Annotated in this window: 25 protein-coding genes; 17 read left to right on the forward strand and 8 right to left on the reverse strand. The window is 65.0% G+C overall.

The annotated features are described in order from the left end of the window. The first annotated feature begins 617 nt into the window (after positions 1 to 617). The 8 genes from ACGFY5_RS38315 (at position 618) to ACGFY5_RS38350 (ending at position 9,640) form a co-directional block, all read left to right on the forward strand. Positions 618 to 1,994, forward strand: coding sequence for a nucleotide sugar dehydrogenase (locus tag ACGFY5_RS38315; protein ID WP_392728594.1), 1,377 nt, complete (start codon positions 618 to 620; stop codon positions 1,992 to 1,994). A 1-nt stretch (position 1,995) separates the two neighbouring features. Further along, entirely contained in the window at positions 1,996 to 3,012 is a 1,017-nt protein-coding gene (locus tag ACGFY5_RS38320) for a polysaccharide deacetylase family protein (protein WP_392728595.1), read from the forward strand. Between the two features lie 25 nt (positions 3,013 to 3,037). Further along, positions 3,038 to 4,387, forward strand: a complete 1,350-nt coding sequence (locus ACGFY5_RS38325; protein WP_392728597.1) for a glycosyltransferase — start codon at positions 3,038 to 3,040, stop codon at positions 4,385 to 4,387. Beyond that, positions 4,377 to 5,114: a hypothetical protein gene (locus ACGFY5_RS38330; RefSeq protein ID WP_392728600.1), complete on the forward strand. Its 738-nt coding sequence runs from the start codon at positions 4,377 to 4,379 to the stop codon at positions 5,112 to 5,114. The genes ACGFY5_RS38325 and ACGFY5_RS38330 overlap by 11 nt, the downstream gene beginning before the upstream one ends. Continuing rightward, positions 5,111 to 6,616 carry a polysaccharide deacetylase family protein gene (locus ACGFY5_RS38335; RefSeq protein WP_392728602.1) on the forward strand — a complete coding sequence of 502 codons (1,506 nt, stop codon included), beginning with the start codon at positions 5,111 to 5,113 and terminating at the stop codon, positions 6,614 to 6,616. The genes ACGFY5_RS38330 and ACGFY5_RS38335 overlap by 4 nt, the downstream gene beginning before the upstream one ends. Before the next feature lie 208 nt (positions 6,617 to 6,824). After that, complete coding sequence (locus ACGFY5_RS38340) at positions 6,825 to 7,103, forward strand: hypothetical protein (RefSeq protein ID WP_392728605.1); 279 nt, start codon at positions 6,825 to 6,827, stop codon at positions 7,101 to 7,103. Between the two features lie 120 nt (positions 7,104 to 7,223). Further along, a complete protein-coding gene (locus ACGFY5_RS38345) occupies positions 7,224 to 8,711 on the forward strand; it encodes a GMC oxidoreductase (RefSeq protein ID WP_392728607.1) in 1,488 nt (495 codons plus the stop codon). Next, positions 8,711 to 9,640, forward strand: coding sequence for an aldo/keto reductase (locus ACGFY5_RS38350; protein ID WP_392728610.1), 930 nt, complete (start codon positions 8,711 to 8,713; stop codon positions 9,638 to 9,640). Before ACGFY5_RS38345 ends, ACGFY5_RS38350 begins: the two co-directional genes overlap by 1 nt. 43 nt (positions 9,641 to 9,683) lie before the next feature. On the opposite strand, the gene ACGFY5_RS38355 is transcribed toward ACGFY5_RS38350, so the two are convergent. Further along, on the reverse strand, positions 9,684 to 10,667 hold the full coding sequence (locus ACGFY5_RS38355) for an LCP family protein (protein ID WP_392728612.1): 984 nt from the start codon (positions 10,665 to 10,667) through the stop codon (positions 9,684 to 9,686). A 494-nt stretch (positions 10,668 to 11,161) separates the two neighbouring features. Here ACGFY5_RS38355 and gmd point away from each other — a divergent pair, with 494 nt between their 5' ends. The 5 genes from gmd to ACGFY5_RS38380 all read left to right on the forward strand — a co-directional run bounded on the left by gmd (position 11,162) and on the right by ACGFY5_RS38380 (position 17,842). Next, positions 11,162 to 12,148, forward strand: a complete 987-nt coding sequence (gene gmd, locus ACGFY5_RS38360; protein ID WP_392728614.1) for a GDP-mannose 4,6-dehydratase — start codon at positions 11,162 to 11,164, stop codon at positions 12,146 to 12,148. Beyond that, positions 12,145 to 13,458, forward strand: coding sequence for a glycosyltransferase family 4 protein (locus ACGFY5_RS38365; RefSeq protein ID WP_392728617.1), 1,314 nt, complete (start codon positions 12,145 to 12,147; stop codon positions 13,456 to 13,458). The genes gmd and ACGFY5_RS38365 overlap by 4 nt, the downstream gene beginning before the upstream one ends. Positions 13,459 to 14,059: 601 nt before the next feature. Next, on the forward strand, positions 14,060 to 15,289 hold the full coding sequence (locus ACGFY5_RS38370; protein ID WP_392728620.1) for a glycosyltransferase: 1,230 nt from the start codon (positions 14,060 to 14,062) through the stop codon (positions 15,287 to 15,289). Then, the gene (locus tag ACGFY5_RS38375) at positions 15,282 to 16,568 is read left to right on the forward strand and encodes a hypothetical protein (RefSeq protein ID WP_392728622.1); all 1,287 of its coding nucleotides are present in this window, start codon (positions 15,282 to 15,284) and stop codon (positions 16,566 to 16,568) included. The genes ACGFY5_RS38370 and ACGFY5_RS38375 overlap by 8 nt, the downstream gene beginning before the upstream one ends. A 59-nt stretch (positions 16,569 to 16,627) precedes the next feature. Beyond that, positions 16,628 to 17,842: an O-antigen ligase family protein gene (locus ACGFY5_RS38380; protein ID WP_392728624.1), complete on the forward strand. Its 1,215-nt coding sequence runs from the start codon at positions 16,628 to 16,630 to the stop codon at positions 17,840 to 17,842. Positions 17,843 to 17,852: 10 nt separating this feature from the next. On the opposite strand, the gene ACGFY5_RS38385 is transcribed toward ACGFY5_RS38380, so the two are convergent. Continuing rightward, the gene (locus ACGFY5_RS38385) at positions 17,853 to 18,365 is read right to left on the reverse strand and encodes a sigma-70 family RNA polymerase sigma factor (RefSeq protein ID WP_392728627.1); all 513 of its coding nucleotides are present in this window, start codon (positions 18,363 to 18,365) and stop codon (positions 17,853 to 17,855) included. A 106-nt stretch (positions 18,366 to 18,471) separates the two neighbouring features. Between ACGFY5_RS38385 and ACGFY5_RS38390 the strand changes: the two genes are divergently transcribed. Continuing rightward, positions 18,472 to 20,559: a BTAD domain-containing putative transcriptional regulator gene (locus ACGFY5_RS38390; RefSeq protein ID WP_392728628.1), complete on the forward strand. Its 2,088-nt coding sequence runs from the start codon at positions 18,472 to 18,474 to the stop codon at positions 20,557 to 20,559. Here the strand turns inward: ACGFY5_RS38390 and ACGFY5_RS38395 are convergent. Together ACGFY5_RS38395 and ACGFY5_RS38400 are read right to left on the reverse strand one after the other, a co-directional pair. Further along, positions 20,552 to 21,874, reverse strand: a complete 1,323-nt coding sequence (locus ACGFY5_RS38395; protein ID WP_392728630.1) for an FAD-binding oxidoreductase — start codon at positions 21,872 to 21,874, stop codon at positions 20,552 to 20,554. The genes ACGFY5_RS38390 and ACGFY5_RS38395 overlap by 8 nt on opposite strands. Then, positions 21,874 to 22,698, reverse strand: a complete 825-nt coding sequence (locus ACGFY5_RS38400) for an SMP-30/gluconolactonase/LRE family protein (protein ID WP_392728632.1) — start codon at positions 22,696 to 22,698, stop codon at positions 21,874 to 21,876. Before ACGFY5_RS38400 ends, ACGFY5_RS38395 begins: the two co-directional genes overlap by 1 nt. Before the next feature lie 191 nt (positions 22,699 to 22,889). On the opposite strand from ACGFY5_RS38400, the gene ACGFY5_RS38405 reads away from it, so the two are divergent. Next, positions 22,890 to 23,015, forward strand: coding sequence for a hypothetical protein (locus ACGFY5_RS38405; RefSeq protein WP_392728634.1), 126 nt, complete (start codon positions 22,890 to 22,892; stop codon positions 23,013 to 23,015). A gap of 183 nt (positions 23,016 to 23,198) precedes the next feature. Here the strand turns inward: ACGFY5_RS38405 and ACGFY5_RS38410 are convergent, their stop codons facing one another. Beyond that, positions 23,199 to 23,639 (reverse strand): hypothetical protein, encoded by a 441-nt coding sequence (locus tag ACGFY5_RS38410; RefSeq protein ID WP_392728636.1) that lies wholly within the window; start codon positions 23,637 to 23,639, stop codon positions 23,199 to 23,201. Between ACGFY5_RS38410 and ACGFY5_RS38415 the strand changes: the two genes are divergently transcribed. Continuing rightward, positions 23,628 to 24,335 carry a GNAT family N-acetyltransferase gene (locus tag ACGFY5_RS38415; RefSeq protein WP_392728637.1) on the forward strand — a complete coding sequence of 236 codons (708 nt, stop codon included), beginning with the start codon at positions 23,628 to 23,630 and terminating at the stop codon, positions 24,333 to 24,335. The two genes, ACGFY5_RS38410 and ACGFY5_RS38415, sit on opposite strands and share 12 nt — an antisense overlap. A 198-nt stretch (positions 24,336 to 24,533) precedes the next feature. Here the strand turns inward: ACGFY5_RS38415 and ACGFY5_RS38420 are convergent, their stop codons facing one another. Beyond that, positions 24,534 to 24,812 carry a GlsB/YeaQ/YmgE family stress response membrane protein gene (locus ACGFY5_RS38420; protein WP_392728640.1) on the reverse strand — a complete coding sequence of 93 codons (279 nt, stop codon included), beginning with the start codon at positions 24,810 to 24,812 and terminating at the stop codon, positions 24,534 to 24,536. 171 nt (positions 24,813 to 24,983) lie between these two features. Between ACGFY5_RS38420 and ACGFY5_RS38425 the strand changes: the two genes are divergently transcribed. Beyond that, complete coding sequence (locus tag ACGFY5_RS38425) at positions 24,984 to 25,517, forward strand: hypothetical protein (RefSeq protein ID WP_392728641.1); 534 nt, start codon at positions 24,984 to 24,986, stop codon at positions 25,515 to 25,517. Here ACGFY5_RS38425 and ACGFY5_RS38430 read toward each other — a convergent pair. Further along, positions 25,508 to 26,002 carry a pyridoxamine 5'-phosphate oxidase family protein gene (locus ACGFY5_RS38430; RefSeq protein WP_392728644.1) on the reverse strand — a complete coding sequence of 165 codons (495 nt, stop codon included), beginning with the start codon at positions 26,000 to 26,002 and terminating at the stop codon, positions 25,508 to 25,510. The two genes, ACGFY5_RS38425 and ACGFY5_RS38430, sit on opposite strands and share 10 nt — an antisense overlap. 112 nt (positions 26,003 to 26,114) lie before the next feature. Further along, positions 26,115 to 26,573, reverse strand: a complete 459-nt coding sequence (locus ACGFY5_RS38435; protein WP_392728647.1) for a nitroreductase/quinone reductase family protein — start codon at positions 26,571 to 26,573, stop codon at positions 26,115 to 26,117. Positions 26,574 to 26,614: the final 41 nt, after the last annotated feature.

Raw genomic sequence — 26,614 nt, forward strand, 5'->3', positions numbered from 1 at the left:
GACCGACAGCACGATCGAGCCCGGCCGATTTCGCGGGTCCGAACTGTGACCCATCCCATTTCCGAGCGGGTAGTTCGCGTTCCTATTTGCGGACGGTGTCCGAAGTGGATTTATGCGATCCGGCATTGCTACGGATCGGCGAAACCGAACTCGTCCTTTCTGGAGCGTAACGAGGATTGGTGACGAACTGCGGCCATTTCGTAACCCGCACTGGCCACCTTTCGGAGGTCGAATAGTTGCCTATCAACCAGCCCCGACCAGCCACTACCCCTACCGACGCGACCATTGCGCTGCGACCTGTACTTGCTGGTCAATTGGCATTTTTCGAGGAAAACGGTCGTCGTGGTAACGCAAATGAAATGGACTGATCGCGCTCAGTAACGTCGCGAAACTATTCCCAGCGAAAGGCGAACTCTTGGCGACGTGGAGCCGCGGTGACCATTCCGAGAACCGCGCAAGAAGGGTCGGGTGCATAAGCCAAAAGGGCTAGTTGCGCGGCGTCCGGAAAGTTGTATCGTTCAACGCGGCGCCGGCCTCTGCGCCAGTGTGTGCGGTTCTGCGAAAGGCCGAAAGAGGGCGGCCCGATGCGGTACCCGCAGTAATTGTCTGGGGGGACCATGTCTCAGCTTCCTGCCCTCAAAGGGCAACCCGATCGGCGCGAAGACGATCCGATAGCGATCATTCCGATTCAACGCGACGCGAGCCAGTTACCGCGTGCGGTGGCTCCCGCCGCCCGCGCCACGGTCGCGATCGTCGGCATGGGCTACGTGGGTCTGCCCACCGCCCTCTCGCTACTGGACGCCGGGATGCCGGTCATCGGACTGGACGTGTCACCGGTGCGCCTGGCGGCGATCCGCGCCGGCAGCGTCGACCTGCTGCCCGACGACCTGGCTCGGCTGCACCGGCAGCTGGCCGGTGACGACTTCACGCTGACGACCGACGCCGCCCGGCTCCCCGAGGCCGACACCGTGATCGTCTGCGTTCCGACGCCGGTCACCACGAATCTCGCGCCCGACCTCGCGCCGCTGGCCGCCGCCTGCGAGACCGTCGTCGCCGCGGCCCGTCCCGGGCAGACGATCGTCCTGACCTCGACGACGTACGTCGGCTGCACGCGGGACCTGCTGGAACAGCCGCTGCGGCAGCGCGGGCTCGAGCCCGGCGTCGACGTCCACGTCGTATTCTCCCCGGAGCGCATCGACCCCGGCGTCGCCGACCACAACCCCGCGGCCACCCCCCGCATCGTCGGCGGTCTCACGCCACAGTCGACGGAGTCGGCGGTGGCGGTGCTGCAGCGCACCTGCCCGAGCCTGCACATCGTGAGTTCCCCGGAGGCGGCCGAGATGGCCAAGCTGATGGAGAACACGTTTCGGGCCGTCAACATCGCGTTCGCCAACGAGATGGCCGACATCGCCTTCGAACTGGGCCTCTCCGCCCGCGAGGTGGTCGAAGCGGCCGCGACCAAGCCGTACGGGTTCATGAAATTCATGCCCGGCCCGGGAGTGGGCGGCCACTGCATCCCGGTCGACCCCCACTACCTGCTCTGGCAGCTCCGCGGCCGACGCATGGCCGCCCCCGTGATCGACGCCGCGATGACCGGTATCGCCCTGCGCCCCAAGCGTGTCGTCGCCCGGCTCGTCGAACTGCTCGCCGCCAATGGCCGACCGCTGCGCGGCGCCCGCGTCCACGTCGCCGGCGTCGCCTACAAGCCGGGGGTTGCCGACGCGCGCGAGTCGCCCGCCCTGGAGATCATCGAGGCCTGCCGCACCGCCGGTGCCGACGTCACGTTCACCGACGTCATGGTCGACGAGATCCGGCTGGCCGATGGAACGCGGCTGGCGTCCACGCCGCTGACCGAGGTCGCACCCAGCCTCGTCGACGCCGTCCTCGTGCACACGGCTCACCCCGGCGAGGACCACGGCTGGCTGCTCGAGCACCCCGTCGTCCTGGACACCACCTACCGGCTGGACTCCGTTCCGCACCGCGCGGTCCTCTGACGTGAAAGCGCTGTTACGCGCGCTGACGGCCCTGGCCGTCCTGGCGCTCGGACTCGTGGGCGCCGCGCCGGCCTCAGCAGACACCTCTCTGCTGGGCCCCGCGCCGCTGACCGTGTCGTTGACCTTCGACGACGGCTTCGCCAGCCAGGTGGACGCCGTCAAACTGCTGTCGAAGCACGACCTGAACGGCACCTTCTACATCATCAACGGGCTGGTCGATACCAATCGGTACCTGACGTGGGAGCAGATCACCCGGATCGCGGCGGCCGGCAACGAGATCGGCGGCCACACCGTTACCCACCCGCACCTGGACAAGCTGCCCTACGCCCAGGCCAAGGCCGAGATCTGCGACAACCGCGCCACGCTGCTGGCCCTCGGTTTCCAGGTGACCAACTTCGCCTACCCCTACGGCTCCTCGTCCGCGGACAACGAGAAGCAGGCCAAGGAGTGCGGCTACAACTCCGCCCGCGACGTCTCGGGTCTGGTCAACGCGCAGAACGGCGGATGCCTGGACTGCGAGCTGTCCAACCCGGTGCCGCCGACCAACCCCTACCGGGTGCTGGCGAACTCGTCGACGACCGACGACCTGGCCGGCCTCAAGCGGTACGTCACGCAGGCGCAAGCGTCCGGTAGCGGCTGGGTTCCGCTGATCTTCCACCGCTTCTGCGCGACGCCGGAGGCGTGCGCCGAGGAGAAGAAGACCGACGACGAGTGGATCTCGCTGACCGACTTCGACGCCCTGCTGACCTGGCTCACGGCCCAGCCCGGAGTGGTGGTCAAGACCATGCAGCAGGTCGTCGGCGGCATCGTTCAGCCGTCGGTCGGCACCCCGACCGCCGCCTCGCTCACGGCCTTCAAGACGGTCAACCAGCCGGCCCCGCTCTCGCAGACCGCGGCAATCCGTCCGCTCGGCGTGCCGATCGGCCAGACCCAGGTCCTTCTCGGCGGCATCGGAGCGGCCGTCATCATCGCGGGCACCTACCGCTTGGCCCGAAGGGGGCGTCGGTATGTCGGTTAAGACGGGTCGCGCCACTGTTGAGGGGATGGCGGTGCCGCCGGTGCAAACGGCCGTGCCGGTATCGAAGCGTTCCTACGGTCTCTACGGCTTACGGCCGGGGCGCAAAGGTCGATCCAACCCGTTGGAAGGTTGGCGCCGCATCCTGGCGCTGCTGGCACTGGTGGCCCTGGTGGGCTACTGCGTCTGGTCGTACGCGGGGTGGACCGACCCCAGCGTCGTCCTGATCCTTGGGCTTTTTGTGCTTTTTGCTTTGTTGATCGTGGGCTACCTCGGCGCGGGGATCTTCTGGCGCTCGTTCACGCACCTGCCGCCGGCGCGCGGTCGGGTGCTGGCCATCGTCCCCGTCTACAACGAGGAAGAGCACCTCGTGCGCGCCACTGTGGCAGCACTGCTGCGGCAGACGATCCTGCCGGACCAGGTCGTCGTGGTCGACGACGGCTCGAAGGTGCCAGTCGTCGGTTTCGACGACCCGCTCGTGCGCTGGGAGCGGACGCCCAACGGCGGCAAACGCGAAGCGCAGGCGCACGCGCTGCGACTCTATGAGCCGGACGAGTTCGACTTCATCCTCACCGTCGACTCGGATTCGGTGCTGGACGACGACGCGCTCGAGCGGATGCTCGAGTCGATGTCCGACGAGCGGGTGCAGGCCGCGACCGGAACCATCATCATGCGGAACTGGGACGAGAACCTGCTGACGCGGCTGACCGACATCAACGTGGTCACCAGCTGCCTGCTGTTCCGGATGCTGCGGTCGTGGCTTGGGATCGTGTCGCCGACGTCGGGTTGTCTGGCGCTGTACCGCTCCGCGATCCTGTACGACAACCTGCCGGATTACCTGACGTCGGGAACCGCGGGGGACGACCGGCGGCTGTCCTTCTACGCGCTGCTGCGTGGCCAGGTGGTGGGGGTGTCCGAGGCGCTCGTGTCCACGCAGCTGCCGTCGACGGTGCGTGGGGTGTTCCGCCAGCGGACGCGGTGGAGCAAGTCGGCGTGGCTGGGCATCCCGTTCGTGCTGACCAACCTGCGGTTGTCGGTGGTGGTCTTCTACATGTTCCCGCTGGTGTTCGCGGCGCTGTGGCCCCTGGTGATCGCGGTGCTGGTGACGCTCTCGGTGCGGTTCGAGAGTCCGGTGCTGCTGTACGGGGTGGCGTTCTGGCTGGTGTGCTCGGTGACGCAGACCGCGGTGTACGCGCTGTACCGGCCAGGGTTCAGTGCCGCGCAGCGCTGGTCCCAGTTCGCGTTGTCGCTGGTCTACCCGCTGCTGGGGTACCTGTTGCTGCGGCCGGCGGCGTACTGGGCGCTGACCAAGCTGCGGGACAACTCGTGGATCACGCGGGACGTGGCCCCGGTTGCGGTTGAGCCCGGTGTCTCGTGAGTTGGCGGCGCTGTTGGGTCTGGTCGTGGTGACCGCGCTCGCCGGCTGCTCGTCCACCCCGCCCGACCGGTCCTGGCGACCGACGTTCCCGTCGGACGACGGGCTGATCACCAACGAGGTCGGCGTGCACAAGTCGCCGGACTGGCAGGTGACCAGCGGCTCGCTGTTCGCTGCTTCCGGCACGGGGTCAACCGGCGCGATCGACGGCGGTGCACCTGACGCGTCGTCCTCGCGCGCCACCGGATCGGCCGTGTTCCGCGCGGTCTCGCAGCGCTCTGACTTCCAGGATGTCGAGGTATCGATGGAGATCAACATCGGGCCGATGACGTCCACCCCGCGGACGCCGGAGCAGGACTACGACGGCGTGCACGTGTTCCTGCGCTACCAGAGCGCAGCATCGCTCTACACAGTGGACCTGTGCCGACGGGACGACACCGTGACCATCAAACGAAAGGTCGCCCGCTCGGGCGCGCCGGATGGTGGTGACTACACCACGCTGATCTCGGCGCCCTATCCCTGCAAGCACGGCATCTGGAACCGTTTCACCGCCACCGTACGCAACCAGTCTTCCGGCGTTTCGCTGTCGCTGCGGGACGCGTCCGGATCCGTCGTCTCGGTCGTGGACAAGAGCTCCGCCCTGCGCTCCGCCGGCCGCGTCGGCCTTCGCGGAGACAACACACCATTCCAGTTCCGGTCATTCGTCGCGGCCCCATCGGAGGAGTCATGACCAAGCGCCTCCTCGCGGCGTTCCTCGCCGTCACGTTGCTTGCCGCTGCGGGCGGTGGCATCTGGTACTACCACCACTGGAAGACGTTCATCGGCAGCAAGATCCCGGTTTCGGCTGTCTTGAGCTCGACGAACTCTGCCTTCTACTCCAAGTTCGCTGGGCAGGCCGCTTCGGCGCCTACCGGCTGGTTCGCCGACCCGGTCGTGCTCACGTACCACGACATCGGGCCGAACGAGCAGCACAGCGAGTACGTCGTGCGCCCCGAGGCGTTCGCCGAGCAGATGCAGATGCTGCACCTAGCGGGTTACCGGTCGCTGACCGCGGCCCAGTTCGTCGCGTACTCGCAGGGGACGTACACGCCCCCGCCGCGGTCGGTGCTGATCACCTTCGACGACGGCACGGGCGGCCTGTACCGCTACGCGGACGGAATCCTGGCTCGCTACGGGTTCACAGCGGTGTCGTTCCTCATCACCGGCCGGGTCGGCACCCGCCTGCCGTACTACCTGACCTGGCAGCAAATCGACCGGATGCATTCCAGCGGGCGCTGGGACTTCGAGGATCACACGCACGACCTGCACACCCAGTTGACGATCAGACCTGGGGTCATCGGGTCGGAGCTGTCGAACCGGATCCCGGTCGACGGATCCCTGGAGACGCTTTCCGCCTACAAGCAACGGGTGACCGCTGACCTGGACCAGTCGTTCCGGGACTTCGCTGCCCACGGACTGCCGAAGCCTTCGCTGTTCGCATGGCCGTTCTCCGACATCGGCCAGGCGTCGCCCAACGACCCGGAGGCGGTGAACTTCGTGAAGCAGCAGATCCAGCAGCGGTTCGAGCTGAGCTTCGAGGACTTCGCGCATCACGCTCAGCCGGCCACGCGCTCGGTATTGGCAACGAAGGCGGTCGAGCGGCTGGAGCTGACGCAGTCCGATACTTCGCGGACGCTGTTCGACGCGTTGCAGCAGATGGCGACGCTGCCGGTCGGCGGATTTTCGCCGACCGCTGTGGATTCGACGTGGATCCAAGCGGGTGGTGCGCGGCCGGCGCCGTTGTCCGTGCGCGAGGGCGTCATCACCGCGACCGATACGACGCGGAAGAACGTCACCGCGGACTGGGCTGTGCAGCGCACGAGTATGTGGTCGGCGTACACGGTCGACGCGCGCATCGACACGATCGAGTCGCCTTCGGTGGCTGCCAGCATTCGGGTGCGGGTCGGGCACGGTGGGGAGGCGGCGGTGTCGGTTTCTGCGGATCGGGCGGCGATCCTGGTGAAGAACCGGACCGTGGTGAACGTGAACATCGAGCCGGGGCCGCATGATCTGCGCATCACGGTGACGCCGACGAAGACGGTGGCTTGGATCGACGACGAGTTGATCGGGGAGGTTCCCGCGCCGGCGGATGCGGCTGCGGCGCGTGGGGGACTGGGTGTGGACTTCGGTCGACCCTCGGCGGACGTGACCTGGCCGTCGATTTACGAGCTGCGAGTGAGCGAAGCCTCCTGAGCTCTACGTCAGCGCCGCGTCAACACGAAGACATCCCACTCAGCCGGCCGAAGCTCCCACCAGCTCGGTAAAGGTGTCCGGCTCGGCGCGCCGTTGCCTTCCACTGCCGCCTGATCCGGTGGATTGATGAGCCAGAACGGCCCTCCGACCAGCACCAGACCACCTGGTGGGAGGCTGCGTTCCAACAGGGTGCCGCAGTGAAGAGGTCGTGGATGCGGTGGTCGCGCTCACGGATGACAAAGCTGCGTGGAAGCCATTGGAGTGCGAGCGATATGCGCGGGCGGCGCAACGCCCGGAGGCGGTCAACTTCGTCAAGCAGCAGATTCAGCAGCGGTTCGAGTTGAGCTTTGAGGATTTCGCGCATCATGCCTCTCCGGCCAGCCGGAGGGGTGCTGGCTTGAAGGCGATCGAGCGGCTGGAGCTGGTGTCGTCACCGGCGGCCGCGCACAGTCTGTTGTTCGCGAAAGTTATCTTCCTTTGCCTTTAGTGAATTGGCCCCTCTTCGGCGGCCATGGACGTATTGACATTGCTGCGCTCAGCGCAGCTAATGTGGGGCTGATCGGGGCATAGGTGACGTGATCTATAACAGGTGGGGGAACCACAACTGATGTACTTTGACGTCGCCGTTATCGGCGCCGGCGCAGTCGGCATCTCGGTAGCCCGACACCTGGCGGATTCCGGGATTTCGGTTGGACTGTTGGAGGCCGGCAACGGGGATACGGAAAATCCTCGTGAGGTAATCGCCCACACGGTGACAAATCTCGGCCGACACCACCAGGGAGTGCGCCAGGGCTGGGCCGTCGGGCCTGGCGGCACGACTCAGTTATGGGGAGGTCAACTTTGGGCGTGGGAGGACTACGAGTTCCGCAGTAGGAGCTACTTGAGGTCGTCCGAATGGCCCATCAGCAGTCAAGATCTGCGCCACTATAATGAAGCATTCCTGCATGGCATCGGAGCGCATCCGCGGATCGAAGATTTACTGTTGGGTCCCACGAGCAGCTTCGAGAACAACCCGCGCCTCGGACCGGCCTACGTCAAGCACTCCGCTTGGCTCCCGTGGCGGAAGAGAAACTTCTTCCGAAGCGGGCGACACTCGCTCCGGCGCGACGCCCGTCTCAAATTGCTGGTCGGAGAACGCGTGGTCGGGTTGGAGGAACTTGGCTCCGAGCGGTTGACCGTCGCGTTGCGCAGTGTCAGCGGCGTCGAATCGCGACTAACGTGCCGCATGCTGATAATGGCGGCAGGTACATTGGGCAATATACGGCTCATCCAGCGATCGGGAGCGAGCCAATCGCCATGGCTCGGCCGTGGTTTCATGGACCATGTCGGCGGTCGCTATGCATCGTTCGACGTTTTCGATGCTCGGCGGTTCATGCGGAGCGCGGGTGCGAAGTATGTTGGAACAAGCCTCCTCACGCCTCGCATGGTGATGCACCCAGAGGTTGCTGCAAAGAACGAGCTGCTGAACAGCTTTGCGCACTGGGCGGTTGCCCTGCCTGCGGAGAGTGGGCTCTACGCTTTACGCGAGATGCTCCGAGCAGTTCAACGCAGAGACCCCCACGCGCGAAGTTTGCGCCTTCTTCCTCGCGCGATCGGCGGTGGCACCAAGGAAGCCGTCGATGCGGCTTATGCGATGACGGCTCTTCGCCGTCGACCCGTCCCAGCGGGAGCTAAAGTGCACCTGCAGGTCGACGTCGAACAACCGCCGCGCTATGAATCGTCGGTTCAATGGGTCAGGTCCGGAGACTCAGAGAGCCTTCAGGTGTCCTGGGACATAGGTGCAGAGGAACGTCGATCCTTCGATTGGTTGGGAAGCGCACTTCTGGAGTCTCTTGACTTGGCCTCGCTCGGTTTGACGAATGCCGCGGTAGAGTCCGACCCGCACCTTGGTGACACGTACCACATGATGGGGGGAACGAGGATAAGCCAACGGATTGCAGACGGCGTGGTCGACAACCGACAGCGAATTCATGGACTAGCTAACGTCATGGTCGCTGGCGCGTCCGTTTTTCCGACCGGGGGCGTTGCAAACCCGACCATGACAGCGGCCGCTTTGGCGCTGCGGGCGGCCTCGACCGTCATTGAGGAAATCTAATGAACCAAGCCGTCCGGATCGGACTCGGAATGGCTACGCTGATGCGGGAGCCGTCCCACCGCCGCCGCAAGTATTTAATGGATCTGTCGTACGACATTGGTATTCGCCACTATGACGTCGCGCCAGCATACGGATTGGGGGCGGCGGAGACCGAGCTGGGGCAGTTCCTGGACGCCGGCCACAGCGATGTATCAGTGGCCACCAAGGTCGGTCTGGCGCCGAGTGCTTTAGCCAGGCTGCTGGCGCCAGTGCAGGCGCCCCTGCGCTGCGCCTTACGGCGGTCACCTAAGTTGCGAACGCTGGCAAAGCGCAATAGCCCGGCGATCAACAGGCCAGTGCCGCAACTCGACGCGACGGCACTGCGTGACGGCGTGCAGCAGAGTCGTGTGCGGCTCCGAGGGCATCGCATCAACTATCTATTCCTGCACGAATTGCCGCTAGCAGTGCTGACCGCCCCGGTCTCGACCGCCGTCGAGTCGCTCATCCACTCAAACGTCGTTGGCCAATTCGGGATTTCAGGGCCAGCGACCGTCCTGCCTCCCGAGCTGAGCGCTGGGAGTCCGTTGGTCTCAGCCATACTTACGAATGACTCGTTGACGCACCGTGACCTTCATCATCAGCCGGGGATCGCTTGGTTCCACTACGGGGTCCTGGGTCAGACGTTGGCGCACGCGCGTGAAGCCCTTGAGGATCGTGAGTTGCGAACCACCGTCGAGAGCGTCGTGGGGGAACCTCTGCGGACCAAGGAGCAAGTGGCACGGTTGCTGATTGTCCTGGCAGGCACGGCGAGATCTCAGGCGACGGTGCTCGTCGGAACAACCAATCCTGGTCACCTCGCGGCACTCGTCCATGGACTGGACGCCGAGCTTCCCGGGGCCGACGCGATTGCGCGGGCCAGGAATCTCTTGACACCGCGAATCGGGCACTGAGCACGAGCGTTCACGCTCAACGGGCGCGTTGAGGCTCGACGAACTACTTCGGCGTATCCACCCGGTGGCGAGCGAGCCAGTCGCCGACCTTGTCGTCACGGATCGAGGCGAACAGCTGCGGTGCGAGAAGTGGATCGAGCTCCACGGCGGGGCCGTCTGGCGTCGGCAGGTCGAGGCGCTTCACTGGAACCGTTGCGAATTCGACGTCGCCGGGACGGATGCTCCGCATTGCCAGCGCGAGCCGCGGCAGGTCAAGACCCTCATCAACGACAAGCGAGAGTGCAGTCGCGCCCAGCAGCTCCTTGAGTCTCAGCGGGTTCGCTAGAACGCCGGCGCTGGCAGCCCTGTCGATCAACGCCTTCAACACCCGCTGCTGATCGTTGATCCGGTCGAAGTCAGTGCTCTGCCCCAGGGTTCGCGCCCGCATGAATGTCGTGGCCTGGCGGCCGCTCAGTTTCTGGCACCCCTTCTTCCGTGAACTACCGTCCGGCAGGGCTTCGGCGCTTTCGAGACATATTTCGATCCCGCCAACTGCATCAACCACATGGCTGACGCTGTTGAGGTCGACGACGATGGCCCCGTCCAACCGTATTCCGATGAGCTCCGAGACTGTCCTGGTGACCAGTGTTGGTCCACCGAGCACGACCGCACGGTCAAGAGTCGTCTTGTCGCCGTTCCACGCACCTTCACGTGGAACTGCTACATGCGCCCCGCGTGGTATGGCGATGACCGTTGCGCGGCCCATCCGCCGATCCACATGCACCAGCATGATCGAGTCGAGCGTCGGCTCCTCCCCGACCAGGTCGCGCCCGTCAGAATCAGACCCGAACACCAAGAGGTTCAGCGCTGATTCGCCTTGGCGAGCAGGAGAAGTCGACTGCTCAAGCAGTGGGGCGCGCTTCACCTGCGAGCTGTAGTAGGCGACGACGCCGTACGTCGTGACACAGATCGCTAATCCGAAGGCGAACAGTACGAGAAGCAGCCTCTTCCAGACCTGCCGCGACCTCAAGGCGCGCCAACTCTGCATGCACCTCGTATCAACTTTTGCAGCGAGCCTAATAGCCGCCGACTCTGGTGGTAGTACATAGCTGCCATCATCCGGACGTGGAGCGAACTGCGCTACCCGCGATGACGGCCACCTAATAAGTATCAGCAATAGGCGGAGGAGCTCGTGGTCGGATGGGTGAAGCCGGCCTCCGCCAATAGGCTGTGAAACCCGACTGGTGCGCCGGCGACACACTCGATACACAGCAAAGGTCCGATCGTAATACCTCGGCGTATTGAGAATTCCCCGATGCCCTCGATTTAGGGGCCAAGGATCGAGTTGACAGCGCGGACGTCGCGGCGGATATGGTCGTGGACGCATACCGTCGCAAACTTGCGGCGATGGGGGACGAGGGGAGCCGGCGCGTACTCAGGTGCTGGTCGGTGCGGATGGCGCTTCTGCGAGTTGAGTACTCGCTGAAAACTCGCCGCGGCCTCGCTTGATCCCGACAGACTCTCGAGAAAAGGATCGAAGCGATGCCGAAGACCGCGCTCATCACTGGAATAACCGGACAGGACGGATCGTATTTAGCAGAACTCTTGCTCGAAAAGGGCTATCGCGTGCACGGCCTGATCAGACGCTCCAGCACTTTCAACACATCGCGCATAGATCACCTTTACCAGGATCCGCACGACGTGAATGCGCGCCTCTTTCTGCATTACGGAGACCTGACCGATGCGTCCCGTTTAGTGACGCTACTCGAACGCGTCAGGCCGGACGAAGTCTACAATTTGGCGGCGCAGTCCCACGTTCGGGTCTCCTTTGATGAGCCCGAATTCACCGCGATGACGACCGGTGTCGGAACGGTACGACTGCTGGAAGCGATCCGGATGATCGGGCTGGACTGCCGATTCTACCAGGCGAGTAGTTCTGAGATGTTCGGTGCGAGTCCGCCCCCACAGAATGAAGACACGCAGTTCTACCCGCGGAGCCCTTACGGTGTAGCGAAAGTCTTTTCGTACTGGATCACGAAGAACTATCGCGAGGCGTACGGATTGTTCGCAGTGAATGGAATTCTGTTTAACCATGAATCGCCGCGTAGAGGCCAGACGTTCGTGACCCGGAAGATCGCGATGGCAGTCGCGGCGATCGCGGCAGGTAAGCAGAATTCTATCTACCTGGGCAATCTGGATGCAATTCGCGACTGGGGCTACGCGCCTGAGTATGTGAATGCCATGTGGCGCATGCTGCAGCAAAACTCGCCAACCGACTACGTCGTGGCTACCAACACCTCCTATTCGGTTCGTCAGTTCGCTCAGTTCTGCTTCGAGCGGGTCGGATTGGATTGGGAGCGCTTCGTGAAGTTCGACGAGCGCTACCTGCGCCCGACCGAGGTGGACGCATTGATCGGTGACTTCAGCCGCGCGAAGTCATTACTCGGCTGGGAGCCGACAGTCCTGACGCCACAGCTGGCGGCATTGATGGTCGATGCCGAACTGGCTGCGTTGGGTGTGCGGCTGTGACCGTCGGTCGAGAAGCGCTGCCTGATTCAGTGCACGAGAAATCATTGGCAACCGCCGGACTCCGTTCGATTCTAATTGTCGCAATGAATTACCATCCGGAACCCACGGGGATAGCCCGTTATGTTGTCGGACTTGCCGAGATGGCTTCGTCCGCAGGCGCGGCCGTCGAGGTCGTCACCGGGGTTCCGCACTATCCGTCATGGACGATAGATGCGAGATACCGATGGAGACCTCGTTTTCGCGAGATGATTGGCGGCCTCCCAGTGAAGAGGTTGAGGCACTTCGTGCCGGCCAAGCAGTCGGCTGCGCGGCGAGCTGTCTGGGAGGCGACGTTCACTCTCAACGGGCTCGCCAACCGTCCGGCTTCTCGTCCGGATGCGATTGTTGCTTTTACCCCGTGTCTCGGCGCCGGCGTGGTAGCTGCACGGTATGCAGCAAAGGCCGGTGTTCCGCTCGGCGTGATCGTGCAGGACCTGACCGGACAAGCAGCTTCGCAGAGCGGGATAGTCGGCGGGGCCGCGGTCTCCGGCATCGCAAGCTCAGTAGAACGGTGGACCCTGCGGCGTGCCGACTCGGTCGCGATAGTGAGCGAGGGATTCCGTCAGCAGCTGAGTGGCTACGGGATCGACGAGAGTCGGATCCAACGGTTGCCGAACTGGACGCATATTCCGGATCCGACACGGACCCCCGATCAGATACGCGCCCAATTGAGCTGGGATCATTCGTCTTTCGTGGTGCTGCACAGCGGCAACATGGGATTGAAGCAGGACCTCGGAAATGTCATCGAAGCCGCTCGCCTGATCGAGGGTCAGAAGGATGTCTTGTTCATCCTTCTCGGACACGGTAATCAGCGTGCGAACCTAAAACGCCAGGCCGCCGATTTGTCGAACCTTCGATTTGTCGATCCGCTTCCCGATGAAATGTACTCCGATGTACTGGCGGCTGTGGACGTGCTTCTCGTAAACGAGCTGCCGAACGTCGGAGAAATGTCATTGCCCAGCAAATTGACTTCATATCTTGCTTCCGCACGTCCGGTCATCGCGGCGGTCGGGGAAACCGGAGCGGCGGCTCGGGAGCTCACCAGGGCGACCGGCGCTTCCGTGAGGGTCGATCCAGGTTCGCCGACAGAACTTGCTGCGGCCATCATGTCGTTGAAGAGTATGGACCCAGCCGAACGCGCCGCTATGGGCTTTGCAGGTAAAGTCTACGCGGAGGCCGAACTTACCCGATCTGCGGCCTCGAAGCGCGCGATCAATTGGCTGCTGCACTTACAGAATTCAGCTGCGCAGAGGGTTTCGATCCGTGACTGATCAGGTGCGGGGGGCGCCCCCAATGCGATCCCAGCGCCGGCTCAGCGGGTTCACTGGTAAGGGTTATCAGAAAGGCCGTTCAATTGCGTGGCAGGCCGCGTGGTTCGCCGTGCAGAACTTGGTGTTCTACAAGTGGTGGTGTCCTGCGCGGCTACGACCGACTCTACTGCGCTTATTCGGGGCGCACGTCGGAGAAGGTGTCTTCATTCGCCACCGAGTACGAGTGTTGTGGCCATGGAAACTGTCGATCGGCAGCCACTCATGGATCGGGGAGGACTGTTGGCTTCTAAATCTGGAGCCCATTGTGATCGGCGACGACGTCTGCGTCAGTCAGGGCGCCTTTCTCTGTACGGGAAGCCATCGACATCGCGATCCGAATTTCGAGTATGACAACGGCGCTATACGTGTCGGATCCGGCGCTTGGATAGCTGCCCGAGCAGTCGTTCTCCGAAGCTCGGTCGTTCCGCCGAACTTCCTGGTTCCTGCAAACTCGACGTTCGGTTCCCGACGAGCAGAACGCCGTCAAGCCACCAATCCAGGTGTGAATGTTGACGGCCACTAGGTCCCGTCATCGAATGGCTGCCTCTCAGGAAGGGTGTCCGTGGAGGGACAGTTCTCGGCAGCGCCGCGGTCGAAACTCGACGCTGGGGTTGTTCATGTCATGGCGTCGGTGGCTCGACGCGATGGAGGTCCGTCGACAGCGGTCCGGAACATCGACAAGGCGCTGCGCAGCAAAGGCGTCCGCAGTTTCATTCTGGCGACAGTGGCGGACGGGCCACGTGCCTCGCTCGACTTCCCCACTCATGAAGTTGTCGCGGAGGACGGCGCCCACATCTGGTACTGCCGACGTAGTAGGCCCTTGGCTCTGATGGCGTCCTGGCAACAACTCGCCCGGTTATGGCGAGCAAGTGCGAATGTCGGCACCATTCATGTACATGGCGTCTATCTTGCCAACTCGATTTACAGTTACGTGGTCGCCCGCCTACGCAAAAAGCCTTATGTGGTCCATCCGCACGGTACGCTGGAGCCCTATCAGGAGCGCAAGGGGTCACGGCGTAAACGGCTGTTCAACTGCTTGATAGGTGAGCGAATTCTGCGTAATGCGGACGCGGTCATCGCGTGCTCGCAGATGGAGGTGGAAAGCCTCCGTGCCAGGGGCCAGGGTTACCGCGTCTACAAAGCGACTTTGGGAGCCGCCAATCCGGAACCCCGTCGCCCTGCTTGGTCGGATGAAGTTCTGTCTGACTGGCTGAGTGAACCTCGATCCAGGCGCTTGATCTTCCTCGGTCGACTGGCGAAGAAGAAGCGACCAGATCTTCTGCTCGATGCCTGGGCCATGGGAAATACCTCCGGTGCCCTACTGATCGTGGGACCGCAGGAGGATTGGACTCATGAGCAGTTGGAATCACATCTTCCGGGTGGCGCTCAGGACCACCGGGTGTACTTCGCGCCAGCCGCGTCTGCGGCGGAGTCTGCCTGGCTTCTGCAGCACGCCGGAATCTTCGTGCTCCCGAGCGAGAACGAGAACTTCGGGATTTCGGTGGTCGAGGCCATGCTCAACGGATGTGCGGTTATCGTCACTGCAGCAACGGGGTCCAGTGAGCACGTCAAGCGTGCCGGCGCAGGCATCGTCCTCGGGCAACTCTCGGCGGAGGGTGTTGCTCAGGCGATGCAGCTGCTTGTCCACGACGAGCGTCTCACTCGCGAGTTCGGAGTGCGTGCGACGAACTACGCGGCCGACAATTTGACCTGGGAAGCGGCAACGGACCAGATAGCGTCGATCTATAGCACGGTCAATTCGGGCGTCGAAGAACCTGACGTTCATGCGTAATGGCCTGCGCAGGGCGGCGGTCGCAGGCGCCTCGCAAGCGGTGAGTTCGGTCCAGAATTTCGCGGCCCTGTCATTCATCGCTCAAGCCTCGTCGGCAACTTCGTTCGGAAGAGTTTCTCTGCTGGTGGCGGTGCAAGTCGGGGCGGTGGGAGTCGGTCAGGCTCTATTCGGACAGCCCTTCATCATTCTGTATTCGGATAGGATTGAAGGATTCGCGCGGGAGGCCCACCGAGTTCTCAACGGTGCGACTTTGTACTCGATACTGGTGAGTGCGGTAGCCGCTGTGGTGGCAGTGTTCGCGGCTGGGGAATGGCGGAATCTTCTTCTCGCCTTCGCCATCGGGTTTCCCGCACTGCACCTGCAGGAGCAGTTCAGGGCCGTCTTATTCGCTCGTGGCGAGACCAATACAGCGCTTGCCTCGGATCTGACGTGGGTAGCCGCATGGGGGGCGGCACTCGCCGTAGCGGGGGACCACGGCGCCATCGCCCTCTATTCGATCTGGTTAACGTCCGCCGTGTTCGGTGTCCTGGTCGGAGCCGGGCGTATGAGGATCTGGTTCCGACCATCTTCGTCGGATCTGCGATGGTGGTTCGGCCAGACGAAGGAGATGCGAGGACCGCTTGTCTTTGAGTACTTGACGGTCAATGGGACCAATCAACTCGCGACGCTCGGAGTCGGGGGACTGATCGGTCTGGCCCCTTCGGGGGGACTGCGCGCCGGTCAGGCGATCGTTGGTCCTATCAACACGGCTCTGACGGCACTCTCGATGCTGACGTTGCCGGAGTTGGTCCGTGCAGGAGGCGCGACGAACGGTCGGGGGCGGCGGCTCACATCGATCCTTACGCTTGTCGCGACGGTCGGGGCACTGATCAGTGTGCCCATCGTTTTGTACCTGGGTTCCCGATGGGGCAGTGCGCTCTTCGGCTCCTCGTGGCAGTACGCGGCGCCGATTGTGTTCCTGCTGCTCTTGCAGCGCGTTGCCATGGGGCTCGGGATGGGCGCCGGCACCGCTCTACTGGCGGATCGGCATGCACGACGCAGTGCTTCGGCGCGATCCATCGGTGCGGTCTGCGGCCTTCTGATGACCACGGTGGGGGCATGGCGAGGCGGGCTCGTAGGTAGTTGCTACGGACTGTTGCTCGGTTCGCTCCTGACCTCCGCGCTTCTGGTTGCCGCGCGTCGATCGGTGCTGAAAGCCCACGTCAATGGAGATGCCAAAGAGGGCTCCGATTTAATGAAGCCCTCTGCCCTCCCGGTGCCGGGAGGTGAGCATCCGTGATGCCAGGACGCGCGCCCGTTGTCCAACAGACTGGACCGCCGGCGTGGACGCTGACCGACGTGGGCGCAGGATTGATTGGGATTGCGGCTGCGACTTCGACGTGGGGTGCACTCCATCTCGGCCCGGTGCAACCGGTCGACGGGTTTCTCGCCGCCGGGGCAGCCCTGGTTCTTCTCGATGCCTTGGTTGCGCGGGTCCGGATGCCGAGTCTGCTTCCGCGCTGGGCGTTGATCGGTACGTGGGCGATCCTTTTCATCACGGCATCGAGCGTCCTGCTACCTCCTTCGCCAGGCTTCGTGTCGAGGAGGCTCGTAGTCGACACGTCTTTCGTCACTGGCAACGGAGATCTCACGCCCGTGTGGTTGAAGGGCGTGCAGTGGCTCGTTGCCGCGTCGGTACTCATCGTCGTCGTCAGGCTCATCGCCTTGCGATCACCGCATCGCGTGCAGTGGATCAGCAGCATGTGGATGCTCGGAGCGTGCGTCACCGCGGTCATCGCGATTAGTGACTTCGTCGGTGCGAGCACAGTTTCGACCATTTTGATGGGCTATGAGAATATTGAAGGTCGCCAGTCAGGGTTGAGTTCCCACCCCAACAATCTCGGCATTGCGTGCGCGATGGCCGTACCCATCGCGGTCTTCCTGGCTGCGAGCCGCCGCATGACCGGCCTCATAGCGGTAGCGCTGCTAGTCAGCGGAGCGGTCGTGTCAGGCTCTCGTGCTGCACAGGTAGCGATCGTGCTGGTGCTTCTCGCGTCCGTGACCATGCGCTCTCTGGGGCGGAGGATGCTGCCGTGGTTCGCTGGGGGAGCGGTGGCGTTCGTTTTTGTCGTCGCGTTCATCCGACCGTCATGGATACCGTCTCTTACCTCCCTGTTCAGATTCTCTGCGTCCAACTCGAACGCATCGGAGAGTGACGCTGGGCGGGCTGAACTGGCCCGGCAGGCGTTTGCTGATTTCGGCGAGAGCCCGGTTCACGGCATCGGCCTCGACTACATCGTCACCGCGCACAGCATCTATCTCCAGGTGTTCGCAGCGGGGGGAATGCTGCTCGGTGTGGGCATGCTCGTTTATCTGATCGGAGCCCTCTCGACGGGCCTTCGGCTGGCGCGTGAATCCTCGAGCCTGGCGTTCTTCTTGATGCTGTCCCACGTCGCCTGGCTCGGCTCCGGCGCGGTTTCGAATCAGCTGACGGACCGATATCTCTACTTCCCCGTGGCCTGCCTGGCTGGCCTGGAACTGGTGCGTGGACTCAAGGTCGATCAGTCGTCTTAGTTCGACGGCCCTAGTCGACGGCCGCCATCCCGTCGCGCAGCGCCCGCAACGCGTAGTGCGCCCGGGACTTCACGGTGCCCACCGGCACGTGCAGCCGCTCCGCCAACTCGTGCGCCGGGATCCCTCGCATGTGCAGATCGACGAGCACGCTGCGATGGGCGTCGCTCAGCCGCCCGAACGCGTCGCGCATCGCGTCGTTCACCAGCGCCGCGTCGGTCGTGTCCTCGACCCGCGCGATGTGCTCGAAGTCGACGATCGTCGTCTCGACCGGCCGGATCTGCTTGGCCCGCACCGTGTCGATGAACAGCCTGCGCGCCACCGCGAACAGCCAGCGGCGCTGATTGGACTCCTGTTCCGGCAGGCTGTCGGCGTGCTGCCAGGCCCGCAGCATCGTCTCCTGCAGCATGTCCTCCGCGGTCTGGCGGTCGCCCCGGTTCAGCTTGAGCAGGTAGCGCAGAAGGCTGCTCGCGTGTACGGAGTGTAATGCATCGATCTGAGCATTAGAGGAGGATGTGCTCGGCATGTGCAGGACGCTAGAAAGGCTCACTGCGTTCTAACTGACGCAGAACTGACACAGCGATCTGGGGATCCGGTCGGTCGGCGAGCCCGCAATCGTTACGCTGAGCAACGTGCAGTCCGAGACCAGACCCGCGGTGTACTTCACCGTTCTCGGACCCGTACGTCTCTTCCGTAACGGCGAAGAGCTGACCGTGGGGCCGGGCCAGGAGCAAGCCGTGCTGGCGTTGTTGCTCGCTCGCGCCGGACACCCCATCTCGGTAGGCACTTTGATCGATGCATTGTGGGGGGACGACCCGCCGGCCAGCGCGATGAACGTCATCCAGCGGTCGGTCGGACGGATCCGACGCCTGCTGGAACCGGAGCTCCCACATCGGGCAACCGGGCAGTGGCTGTTACGAACCGGGAACGCCTACCGGCTCGTTCTGAACGAGAACGAGTGCGATCTCCTGCACTTTCGGGCACTCGTTCGGCGCGCGAGGGAGACCACGCATCCCCTCCGGGCAACCGTTCTGCGCACCGAAGCGCTCGCGCTGTGGGACGGCCGGGCCGCTGCGGGCATCGAAACGTCGGTCGAGGCCACGACCGTGTTCCGCGCGATCGATGCCGAACGCTCGCAGGTGGCGATCCAGGCCGCCGAGGTGGCCGCCGCGTACAGCGGCGCCGAGCCCTCCTACGAACTGCTCCGCGTCCTGCGCGCCGCCGTCGCCGCCGACCCCCTCAACGAACTGCTGCACGCCGCGCTCACACGTTGCCTCACCGCCGCCGGACACCGCGCCGAGGCGCTCGGCACGATCCAGACCCTTCGTCAGCGACTGGCCGACGAGCTCGGCATCGGCCCGGGTCCTGCCCTGCGCCAGGCTCATCTCGAAATACTTCGGTCCGACGATCAGGCGATGCAAGTGACGCCCACCGTGCGCCCCGCGATGGTGCCGGCTGAGCTGGCCACGTTCTCCGGCCGCGCCGCCGAGATCGAGCGCATCGACGACTTCGCCGCCGACCGACCGGACGCGGCGATCGTCGTCATCCACGGTATGGGCGGAGTGGGCAAGACGACGCTCGCGGTCCGCTGGGCGCGCGCCAACGCCTACCGGTTCCCCGACGGGGAACTCTTCGTGGACCTGCGCGGATTCGGCCCGGAGGGCCGGCCGATTCCCGCCGGGGAGGCGCTGCTGCCGCTGCTGACCGCGCTCGGCGTCCCGGCCGACGAGATGCCGGCGAGCGTGGACGAGCGCGTGGCGCTCTACCGGTCGCTGCTCGATCGGCGACGGGTGCTGCTGGTCGTCGACAACGCGCGCGACGAGGAGCACGTCCGCCCGTTGCTGCCGCCCGGCCCCGGGTCGCTGACCGTGGTGACGAGCCGCAGTCGACTGACCGGTCTGGTCGTCGCGCAGGGGGCGATGCCGGTCGCGTTGAACGTCCTGTCCGACGCCGAGGCGCGCGCGATGCTGGTGCGGCGCCTTCGAATGCCAGTGGACGGCGCGGCGGTCGACGAGATTCTCGGCTTCTGCGGCGGGCTGCCGCTGGCGCTCAGCATCGTTGCCGCGCGCCTGCTGACCGACCCGTCGCTCACTCCCCGTGACGTGGCCGACCAGATGCGGGCGAGCGCGTCCCGGCTCACCGTGCTCGAAGGCGGGGACGTAGGAGTGCGCGCGACGCTGCGCTGGTCCTACGAAGCTCTGTCGTCGCTGGGGCAGCGGGCAGTTCGGCTGGCCGGGGTGCATCGCGGTTACGAGGGCTCGATGCAGCTGACGGCGAGCGTGTGTGGCGTGTCGATGGCGGAGGCCCAGCGCGTCACCGACGAGTTGATCGACGTCCGGCTGCTGGACCAACCGAGTCCGGGCCGGTACCGGGCACATGACCTCATTTGTTTGTTCTCCTACGAGATGTGCATGGAGGGCGAAACCGAGGCTTCGAGGCGGGAAGCACGCGGACGCCTTCTCGGGTGTTACCGGGCGAGCCTGGCCGCTGCAGCGGCGGTGATCAGCGGCGACGCGCGCCTCGTTGAAACGTTCGAACCCGGCGTCACTCCGATGGCCTTCGACGATCCGACACAGGCCCGCACCTGGCTCGCGGCCGAACGTCCACAATTGCTTTTGACGTTGGACGACCTGGGCAAGCACCCGCCGGGTGCGTGGGAAGCAGACCAGTACGACGAGTTGGCGGCGTCGTTGGCGCACCTCGAGTCGCTGCTCAAATAACCGGTACCTCATGGTTGGCGCGGAACACCGCGAACGGGTCGACCTTCCGGCGGATCCGCATCAGCGACTGCCACGCTCCGGAGTCGAAGCCGGTGGCGGGGTCGACGGCCTGCTGCGTGAAGTTCAGGTAGTTCCGGTCGCTGCTCCACGGTCGCATCGCCTCGATCGTCCGCTGCGCCTGGTCCCCGACGCTCACGCCACCGGCGAGCAGGAGGAACTGCTCGTCGATGCGGTTGAGCACACCGCCGGACGCCGCGGGTCGCCGCAGCGCACCGCCGAGCTGGCGGAGCTCGGTGGTGAGGATCAGCGAGTCGTCGATGGACACGTCCAGGAGCCGTTCGACGCCTTCCGGCGGCAGGTCCCACAGCATCGCCGAGCGCACCCCACCGAACGAGGGCTCCTCCGGCTCCAGGTGTAACCGGGAGAGCGACCGGGCGGGCACCCGGCGGAACGTGTCCCACTTCGGCTTGAGCGCGCGGAGCAGCAGGAGCATGCGGGTGGCTTCGTCGTCGCTGCCGAGCACCGCGCCGTCGATAACCACGAGCCGACGGCCACGCAGCTGTTCGGGCAGCTGGGGTATCAGCGGGTACTGCACCTGCCGGTAGGCCGTGGTGACGGTGTCGGGTGCGTCCTCGGCCCAGTCCGCCCAGACCGGGAGGACACGCTCGGCGTCGCGCAGGTCCCACACCAGCATTCCGGCGTAGACGCTCCGGATCGGCTGCAGCTGCATCTCGATGTTGGTGACCAGGCCGAAGTTGCCCGCGCCGCCGCCCCGGATGGCCCAGAACAGCTCGGACTCGTGGTCCTCGTCGACGCGGACCAGGCTGCCGTCGGCGGTGATCATCTCGACGGCCGTGACCGAGTTCGCGGCCAGCCCGAGCGCCCGCCCGTACCAGCCGATGCCGCCGCCGAGCGTGTAGCCGACGATCCCGGTGTCGGGCGCCGAGCCGTGGAGCGCGGCCAGGCCGTGCTCGCCGATCATGTCGACCAGCGGACCCCAGACCGCACCGGCGCCGACGCGCGTGATGCCCGCGTCGGGGTCGAGTTGGTAGGAGTTGAGATGGTCGGTGCGGACGATCACCGTGTCGCTGAGGTCCTGACCGTCGAACGGGTAGGCGTTGTGGCCGGTGCCGAGCGGCGCCACGCGGAGGCCCTCGCTCGTCGCCAGCCGCACCACCACGGCCGCCTCGGCGGTCGTGCGGGGAAAGGCCACCGCGGCGGGCTTCAGGTCCGCGGCCAGCGCCCAGGTCTTGCAGGCCACCTCGTACTCGAGGTCGACCGGCCGGTAGATGTATCGCTCCAGCACGTTGCTCATCAGCCGTTCACCTGTAGCCGGACCAATCTGGCGGGGGTGGTCTTCTCCCCAGCGGCCGTGACCCAGACGAAGTCGGAGTTCTCCGGGTCGATCGCCACCGCGGTGGTGTTCTCAAGCGTTCGCGCGATGTCGCGCCGGCTCCCGTCCGGACGTATCTGGACGACGCTGTCGTGCAGGTACGTGGCGACGTAGAAGCTGCCGTCGGGATGCCGGTCGAAGTCGTCGGCGACGACGTGGTCGGCGACGATCGAGAGGTTCGGGAAGATCAGCGGGGTGTGCAGGATGAGCGATCGTCCGGTGTTGCTCAGGTAGGCGTCGTCCTGTTCGACGACGATGCCGTTGACGCCCGGGATCGTCTCGTAAGGGCTCTTGAGCAGTTCGTCTTCGATCCAGACGGCAGATTCGCCGTTCTCCGGGTTGATCCGGGTGATCGTTCCTTCGAAAGAGTCGACGACGAACAGGTGCCGGCCGCTCGCGGCCATGCCGTTGCCGGTCCGCAGGTGCGGGAGCTTGCAGACGAGCTCGGCGCCGGTGTGGGCCAGCGAGATCCGGTAGAGGCGCCAGTTCTCGTGGCCGATGCTTCCGGAGACGACGTAGGCGTCGTCCTGGACCACCACGATGCCCATGGGCGTGGCCGGCAGGGTCGCGAAGACCGTGATCGTGCCGTCGGGGTAAACGCGGTCGATGCGGTTGTGGCTCAGGAAGGTGACGAGCCAACTGCCGTCAGGGGCGGCGGCGAGGTTTCCCGGGAACGTGCCCGGTGGCCACTGCGCCATCGTCGTGGCTGGTACGGGGTCATAGAGGGCGTCTTGTTGCTTGTTCAACCATGTCACACCTGCGACGACGGGCAATCGGGAGCAGAGTTCATTTTGTGCATGACGCGAACATTGATCGCATAAGGGGTTGGTTGTGTTGGGGATGAAACGTTCCAACCGTCAGGAGGCTGATCAAGCCGGACGCTGATCCGGGCGACTCTTGTGGTGCACGCAATCACACCGATCACAGGAGGAACGCCATGAGCCACCACAAGCACGACCACGGTCACTGGGACCACCACGACGACCACGACAAGCACCGTCGTCGGCGTCGTCATCACCGCAAGCACCACCGCGACGAGAGCTGGGGCTGGAGCCACCGCTAAGCAACTCGTCTCTCGGCGGCCCGGGGCGCTTCGCGCCCCGGGCCGCTCTGCGTGCGCGGGCGCGCGGCGCTGTCGAGCGGCGCTGTCGGGCGGCGCTGTCGGGCGGCGCTGTCGGGCGGCGCTGTCGGGCGGCGCGGGCACGCGCTGTCGAGCGGTGCGGCGCGGTGCGTTTGGGAGGCGCGGTCAGGCGGTCGGTGGGGCGATCGTCAGCTCGGGTCCTGGCGGGGCGGCGACGACCAGCGTGGCTCGTGCCCAGGGCCGTTCCCGCAGCATGAACGGCAGCTCCTCCTCGAGCCAACGGCGCACGTGCTCGAGTTGCTCGGGCGAATCGCCATCGCGGGCGACGAGCAGGCGCTCCTGCTCATCGAGATCGCCCTGGAGATAGATCGAGGCATCCAGCCAGGGGGCGAGCTCTTCCCGGATCACGCCGGTGCCTTCAACCCAGACCGCTGACGTTCCAGCGGGAACACTGATCTCACCGGCCCGGTCATGGGCCCGCCAGGCGTCGGGCCGAAAGTTGACTGCTTTCTGCTCACAGATGGGCCGGACGACGTTCTCGAGAAGGATCCCGCCCCAGTCGAAGTAGGCCTGATTCCAAGCGACGTCATCGGTATGAACGATCACGGAGTTAGGCACCGCGCCCCGCAACCGCTCAGCAAGCGTCGTTTTCCCGGCCCCACCCCGACCGTCGATCGCAACGATCCGCGGCCGCCCCTCAACCGCGGGCGACGCGGACCACAAAAGCCGCACGACCTCGTCGACGGAAGCCGCCCGCCACCCAACAGCCTCGATCTCCCCGGGATGCAATCGCATACCCGTAGCATCCGCTACGTGATCGAGACGGAACGCTTGTTTCTCCGGCCACTGACCGTCGACGACGTCGACACGATCGTCGATCTCCACGCAGATCCCCGCGTGAACCAGTTCGTCGGCTCTTACACCCGCGCCGAAGCTCTGGCGCGGTTGACGACGATCGAGCGCCAGTGGAACGAGCGTGGCCATGGCCAGTGCGCCGTCGAACTCAAGTCGACCGGTGAACTCATCGGCCGCAGCGGCCTCCGCTACTGGGACGAGTTCGACGAGACCGAAGTGGGCTGGACGTTCCGAGCAGAGCACTGGGGCCACGGCTACGCCACCGAAGCCGCACGAGCCTGTGTGGACTGGGGCTTCGCCCATCTACCGATCGACTACCTCACCGCGATGATCCGCCCCGCCAACCTGGCATCCATCCGCGTAGCCGAACGCCTCGGCTTCTCCGTCCGCCGCGACGACGTCCTAGGGAACGAACCCATCACCATCTTCGCCCTGAACCGCCCCTGACCTCTCCTACGAGTTCCCGGGCCTTCGACGACTTTCCGGTCCTACGGCGGCCGGGGGTAGGGCCAGAAACTCGTCGTAGCACCGAGAACTCGCCGGCGGCACGCGCGTCGAACGGAGACAAGTAGAGGGGCTGGCCGCTTCGCTGCGGCCAGCCCCTCTGCCAACCCACCTCTAGGGGGTGGTTCTCGGCGTGTTCGATCAGTGAACGCGGTGCCCGCGCCGACCCCAGAACCCGGCGGCCAGAGCAACACCGACGGCGGCGAGCACGACCTGGAAGATCAGCTCGATCCAGTCGAAGCCGTTGGTGTCGGCGACACCGACGCCACGCGCGATCGCCGTACCCAGGAGAGCAGCCACGATACCGATGACGATCGTGAGCCAGATCGGAATGTTCTGCTTACCGGGGACGACCAGGCGCCCAAGCGCTCCAATGATCAGACCCACGATCAGCGCTGAAAGAATGCCGGCGACGGTCACGGCGCACTACCTTCCTTGTCTCTCGCCGCAGTGGTTCGCGGCGACCCAGACCCTGAATCCCCCACCACCCGAACCCACCAAACGAGTTGTGACGTAACAGAAACTGCGTTTAACGCCCACGCGGCGCGGTTAATCCCCGCAGCTTCAGCACCGCTCATCGATCATCGACGGATGACAGTTCCACCGCCGCGCCTCATCCTCGTCACCGGTGAGGAAGGCGCCGGCAAGTCGACGATCGTCCGCGCCCTGCTGCCGCACACCCCGAATGGCGCCCGGATCGACGCCGAGGACATCGGCCAGACCAACCCGTGCCCGATGGATGACGGTTTCTTCGCTCTCCTGCGCCGCAACGTCGCCGGCCTCGTGACCAACTTTTGGAACGCCGGCTATTCGAACGTCATCGCGGGCAGCTTCCTCCGCGACTACGCCGACTACCGCGCCTTCCGACGGCTGCTCCCGGCCCAGCCGGCCGTGCACCTGGTCGAACTCCTCGTCGAGAAGAGCGAACGCGACCACCGCCGCGTCACCCGCGCAAAGCAGACGACGCAGGAATGGCGCGATTCGGTCGACCTGATCCCCCAGGACCTGACCATCCGATCAGCAACCGACGCCGACTACCGCTACCTGGGCCTCGACACCACCGACCTGGACGTCACCGCGACTGTCCAACACATCAAGGACGCGATCCCGGAGATTTACCGCTGACGCGCCTCGCGCTCACGGACCAGTTCCTCGACCGCGGTGGGCAGCGTCGTCTCGAAGTCGATGAGCTTCACCCACGTCGGCGTCACCACCACCCGCACCATCCCGTCGTACAGCGACCGCACTTCCCGCTCCCACTCCACCCGCTGCTCGGCAGTCATCCCGTACGTGCCGTTCATCTGGAGGTACTCCTCCGGAATCCCGTCGACGACGTCCAGCTCGGCCCGGCCGCGGACGAGCAGGATCTTCGGTGGGTGCACCTCGGTGTCGATCGTCAGCGCCACCATCGGGTTCGCCCGCAGCGACGCGAGCTTCGGCGCGTTCTTCGACGTGCACATGACGATCTCCGCGCCGTTCCACGTGAACGCGATCGGGACGTTGCGCGGCGTACCGTCCTTGCCGACGTACGCCAGTCGGGTCAGGTCCCGGGCCAGCAACTCCTGGCTGTACGGACGGTTCAGGATCTCGTCGATCTCGTTCTGCTCCACGGCGCGCTCCTCGTAGGTTGTGCGCCAGGGACGGAGCCACGAACGATTTCTCGACATAGTTGTTCGAACTCGTGGTCCTCGACCAGCTCCTCGACGACGAGCGAGCTGATGATCAGGTGCGGGGCGTCAACCGGATAACCGGAAGTTCGCGATCGGTCTTCACCTGGTACTCCGCGAACCCCGGCGCGCTCGACGTGATCGTCTGCCACGCCGCCTCCCGCTCGTCCCCGTGCAGCTGCTCCGCCGTGACCGGCACCGTCTTGCCGTCGACGTCGATGCTGACCCGGTCAGGGTGAGCGGCCAGGTTGTAGTACCAGGCAGGGTTCTTGGGTGCCCCGCCCGCGGAGGCGCAGATCAGCCAACTCCCGTCCTCGCCCGGGAACCATGCGACCGGCGACTGCCGCTCCTCCCCGCTCTTGGCCCCCACCGTCCGGAGCACGAGCGCCTGCCCACCGCGCATCCCGCCCTTGCCGCGCCGGATACGTCGCATCATCAGCCGGTTCGCCCAGATCAACAGGCGCCCACGAGGCTGCCGCGCACCGCGACTGCCGTTCCGGGTATCGAAGGCCACGGAAATCCTCCATCGCTAGATGCTTCGCGAAGCGTCACCTG

The organism is Cryptosporangium sp. NPDC048952, assembly GCF_043197895.1.
Lineage (GTDB): Bacteria > Actinomycetota > Actinomycetes > Mycobacteriales > Cryptosporangiaceae > Cryptosporangium.

Coding starts and splice junctions, on each gene's coding strand:
- ACGFY5_RS38315 (WP_392728594.1), top strand. CDS start 618: ATGTCTCAGCTTCCTGCCCTCAAAGGGCAACCCGATCGGCGCGAAGAC.
- ACGFY5_RS38325 (WP_392728597.1), top strand. CDS start 3,038: ATGGCGGTGCCGCCGGTGCAAACGGCCGTGCCGGTATCGAAGCGTTCC.
- ACGFY5_RS38335 (WP_392728602.1), top strand. CDS start 5,111: ATGACCAAGCGCCTCCTCGCGGCGTTCCTCGCCGTCACGTTGCTTGCC.
- ACGFY5_RS38345 (WP_392728607.1), top strand. CDS start 7,224: ATGTACTTTGACGTCGCCGTTATCGGCGCCGGCGCAGTCGGCATCTCG.
- ACGFY5_RS38350 (WP_392728610.1), top strand. CDS start 8,711: ATGAACCAAGCCGTCCGGATCGGACTCGGAATGGCTACGCTGATGCGG.
- ACGFY5_RS38355 (WP_392728612.1), bottom strand. CDS start 10,667: ATGCAGAGTTGGCGCGCCTTGAGGTCGCGGCAGGTCTGGAAGAGGCTG.
- gmd (WP_392728614.1), top strand. CDS start 11,162: ATGCCGAAGACCGCGCTCATCACTGGAATAACCGGACAGGACGGATCG.
- ACGFY5_RS38375 (WP_392728622.1), top strand. CDS start 15,282: ATGCGTAATGGCCTGCGCAGGGCGGCGGTCGCAGGCGCCTCGCAAGCG.
- ACGFY5_RS38385 (WP_392728627.1), bottom strand. CDS start 18,365: ATGCCGAGCACATCCTCCTCTAATGCTCAGATCGATGCATTACACTCC.
- ACGFY5_RS38395 (WP_392728630.1), bottom strand. CDS start 21,874: ATGAGCAACGTGCTGGAGCGATACATCTACCGGCCGGTCGACCTCGAG.
- ACGFY5_RS38405 (WP_392728634.1), top strand. CDS start 22,890: ATGAGCCACCACAAGCACGACCACGGTCACTGGGACCACCACGACGAC.
- ACGFY5_RS38415 (WP_392728637.1), top strand. CDS start 23,628: ATGAACGATCACGGAGTTAGGCACCGCGCCCCGCAACCGCTCAGCAAG.
- ACGFY5_RS38425 (WP_392728641.1), top strand. CDS start 24,984: ATGACAGTTCCACCGCCGCGCCTCATCCTCGTCACCGGTGAGGAAGGC.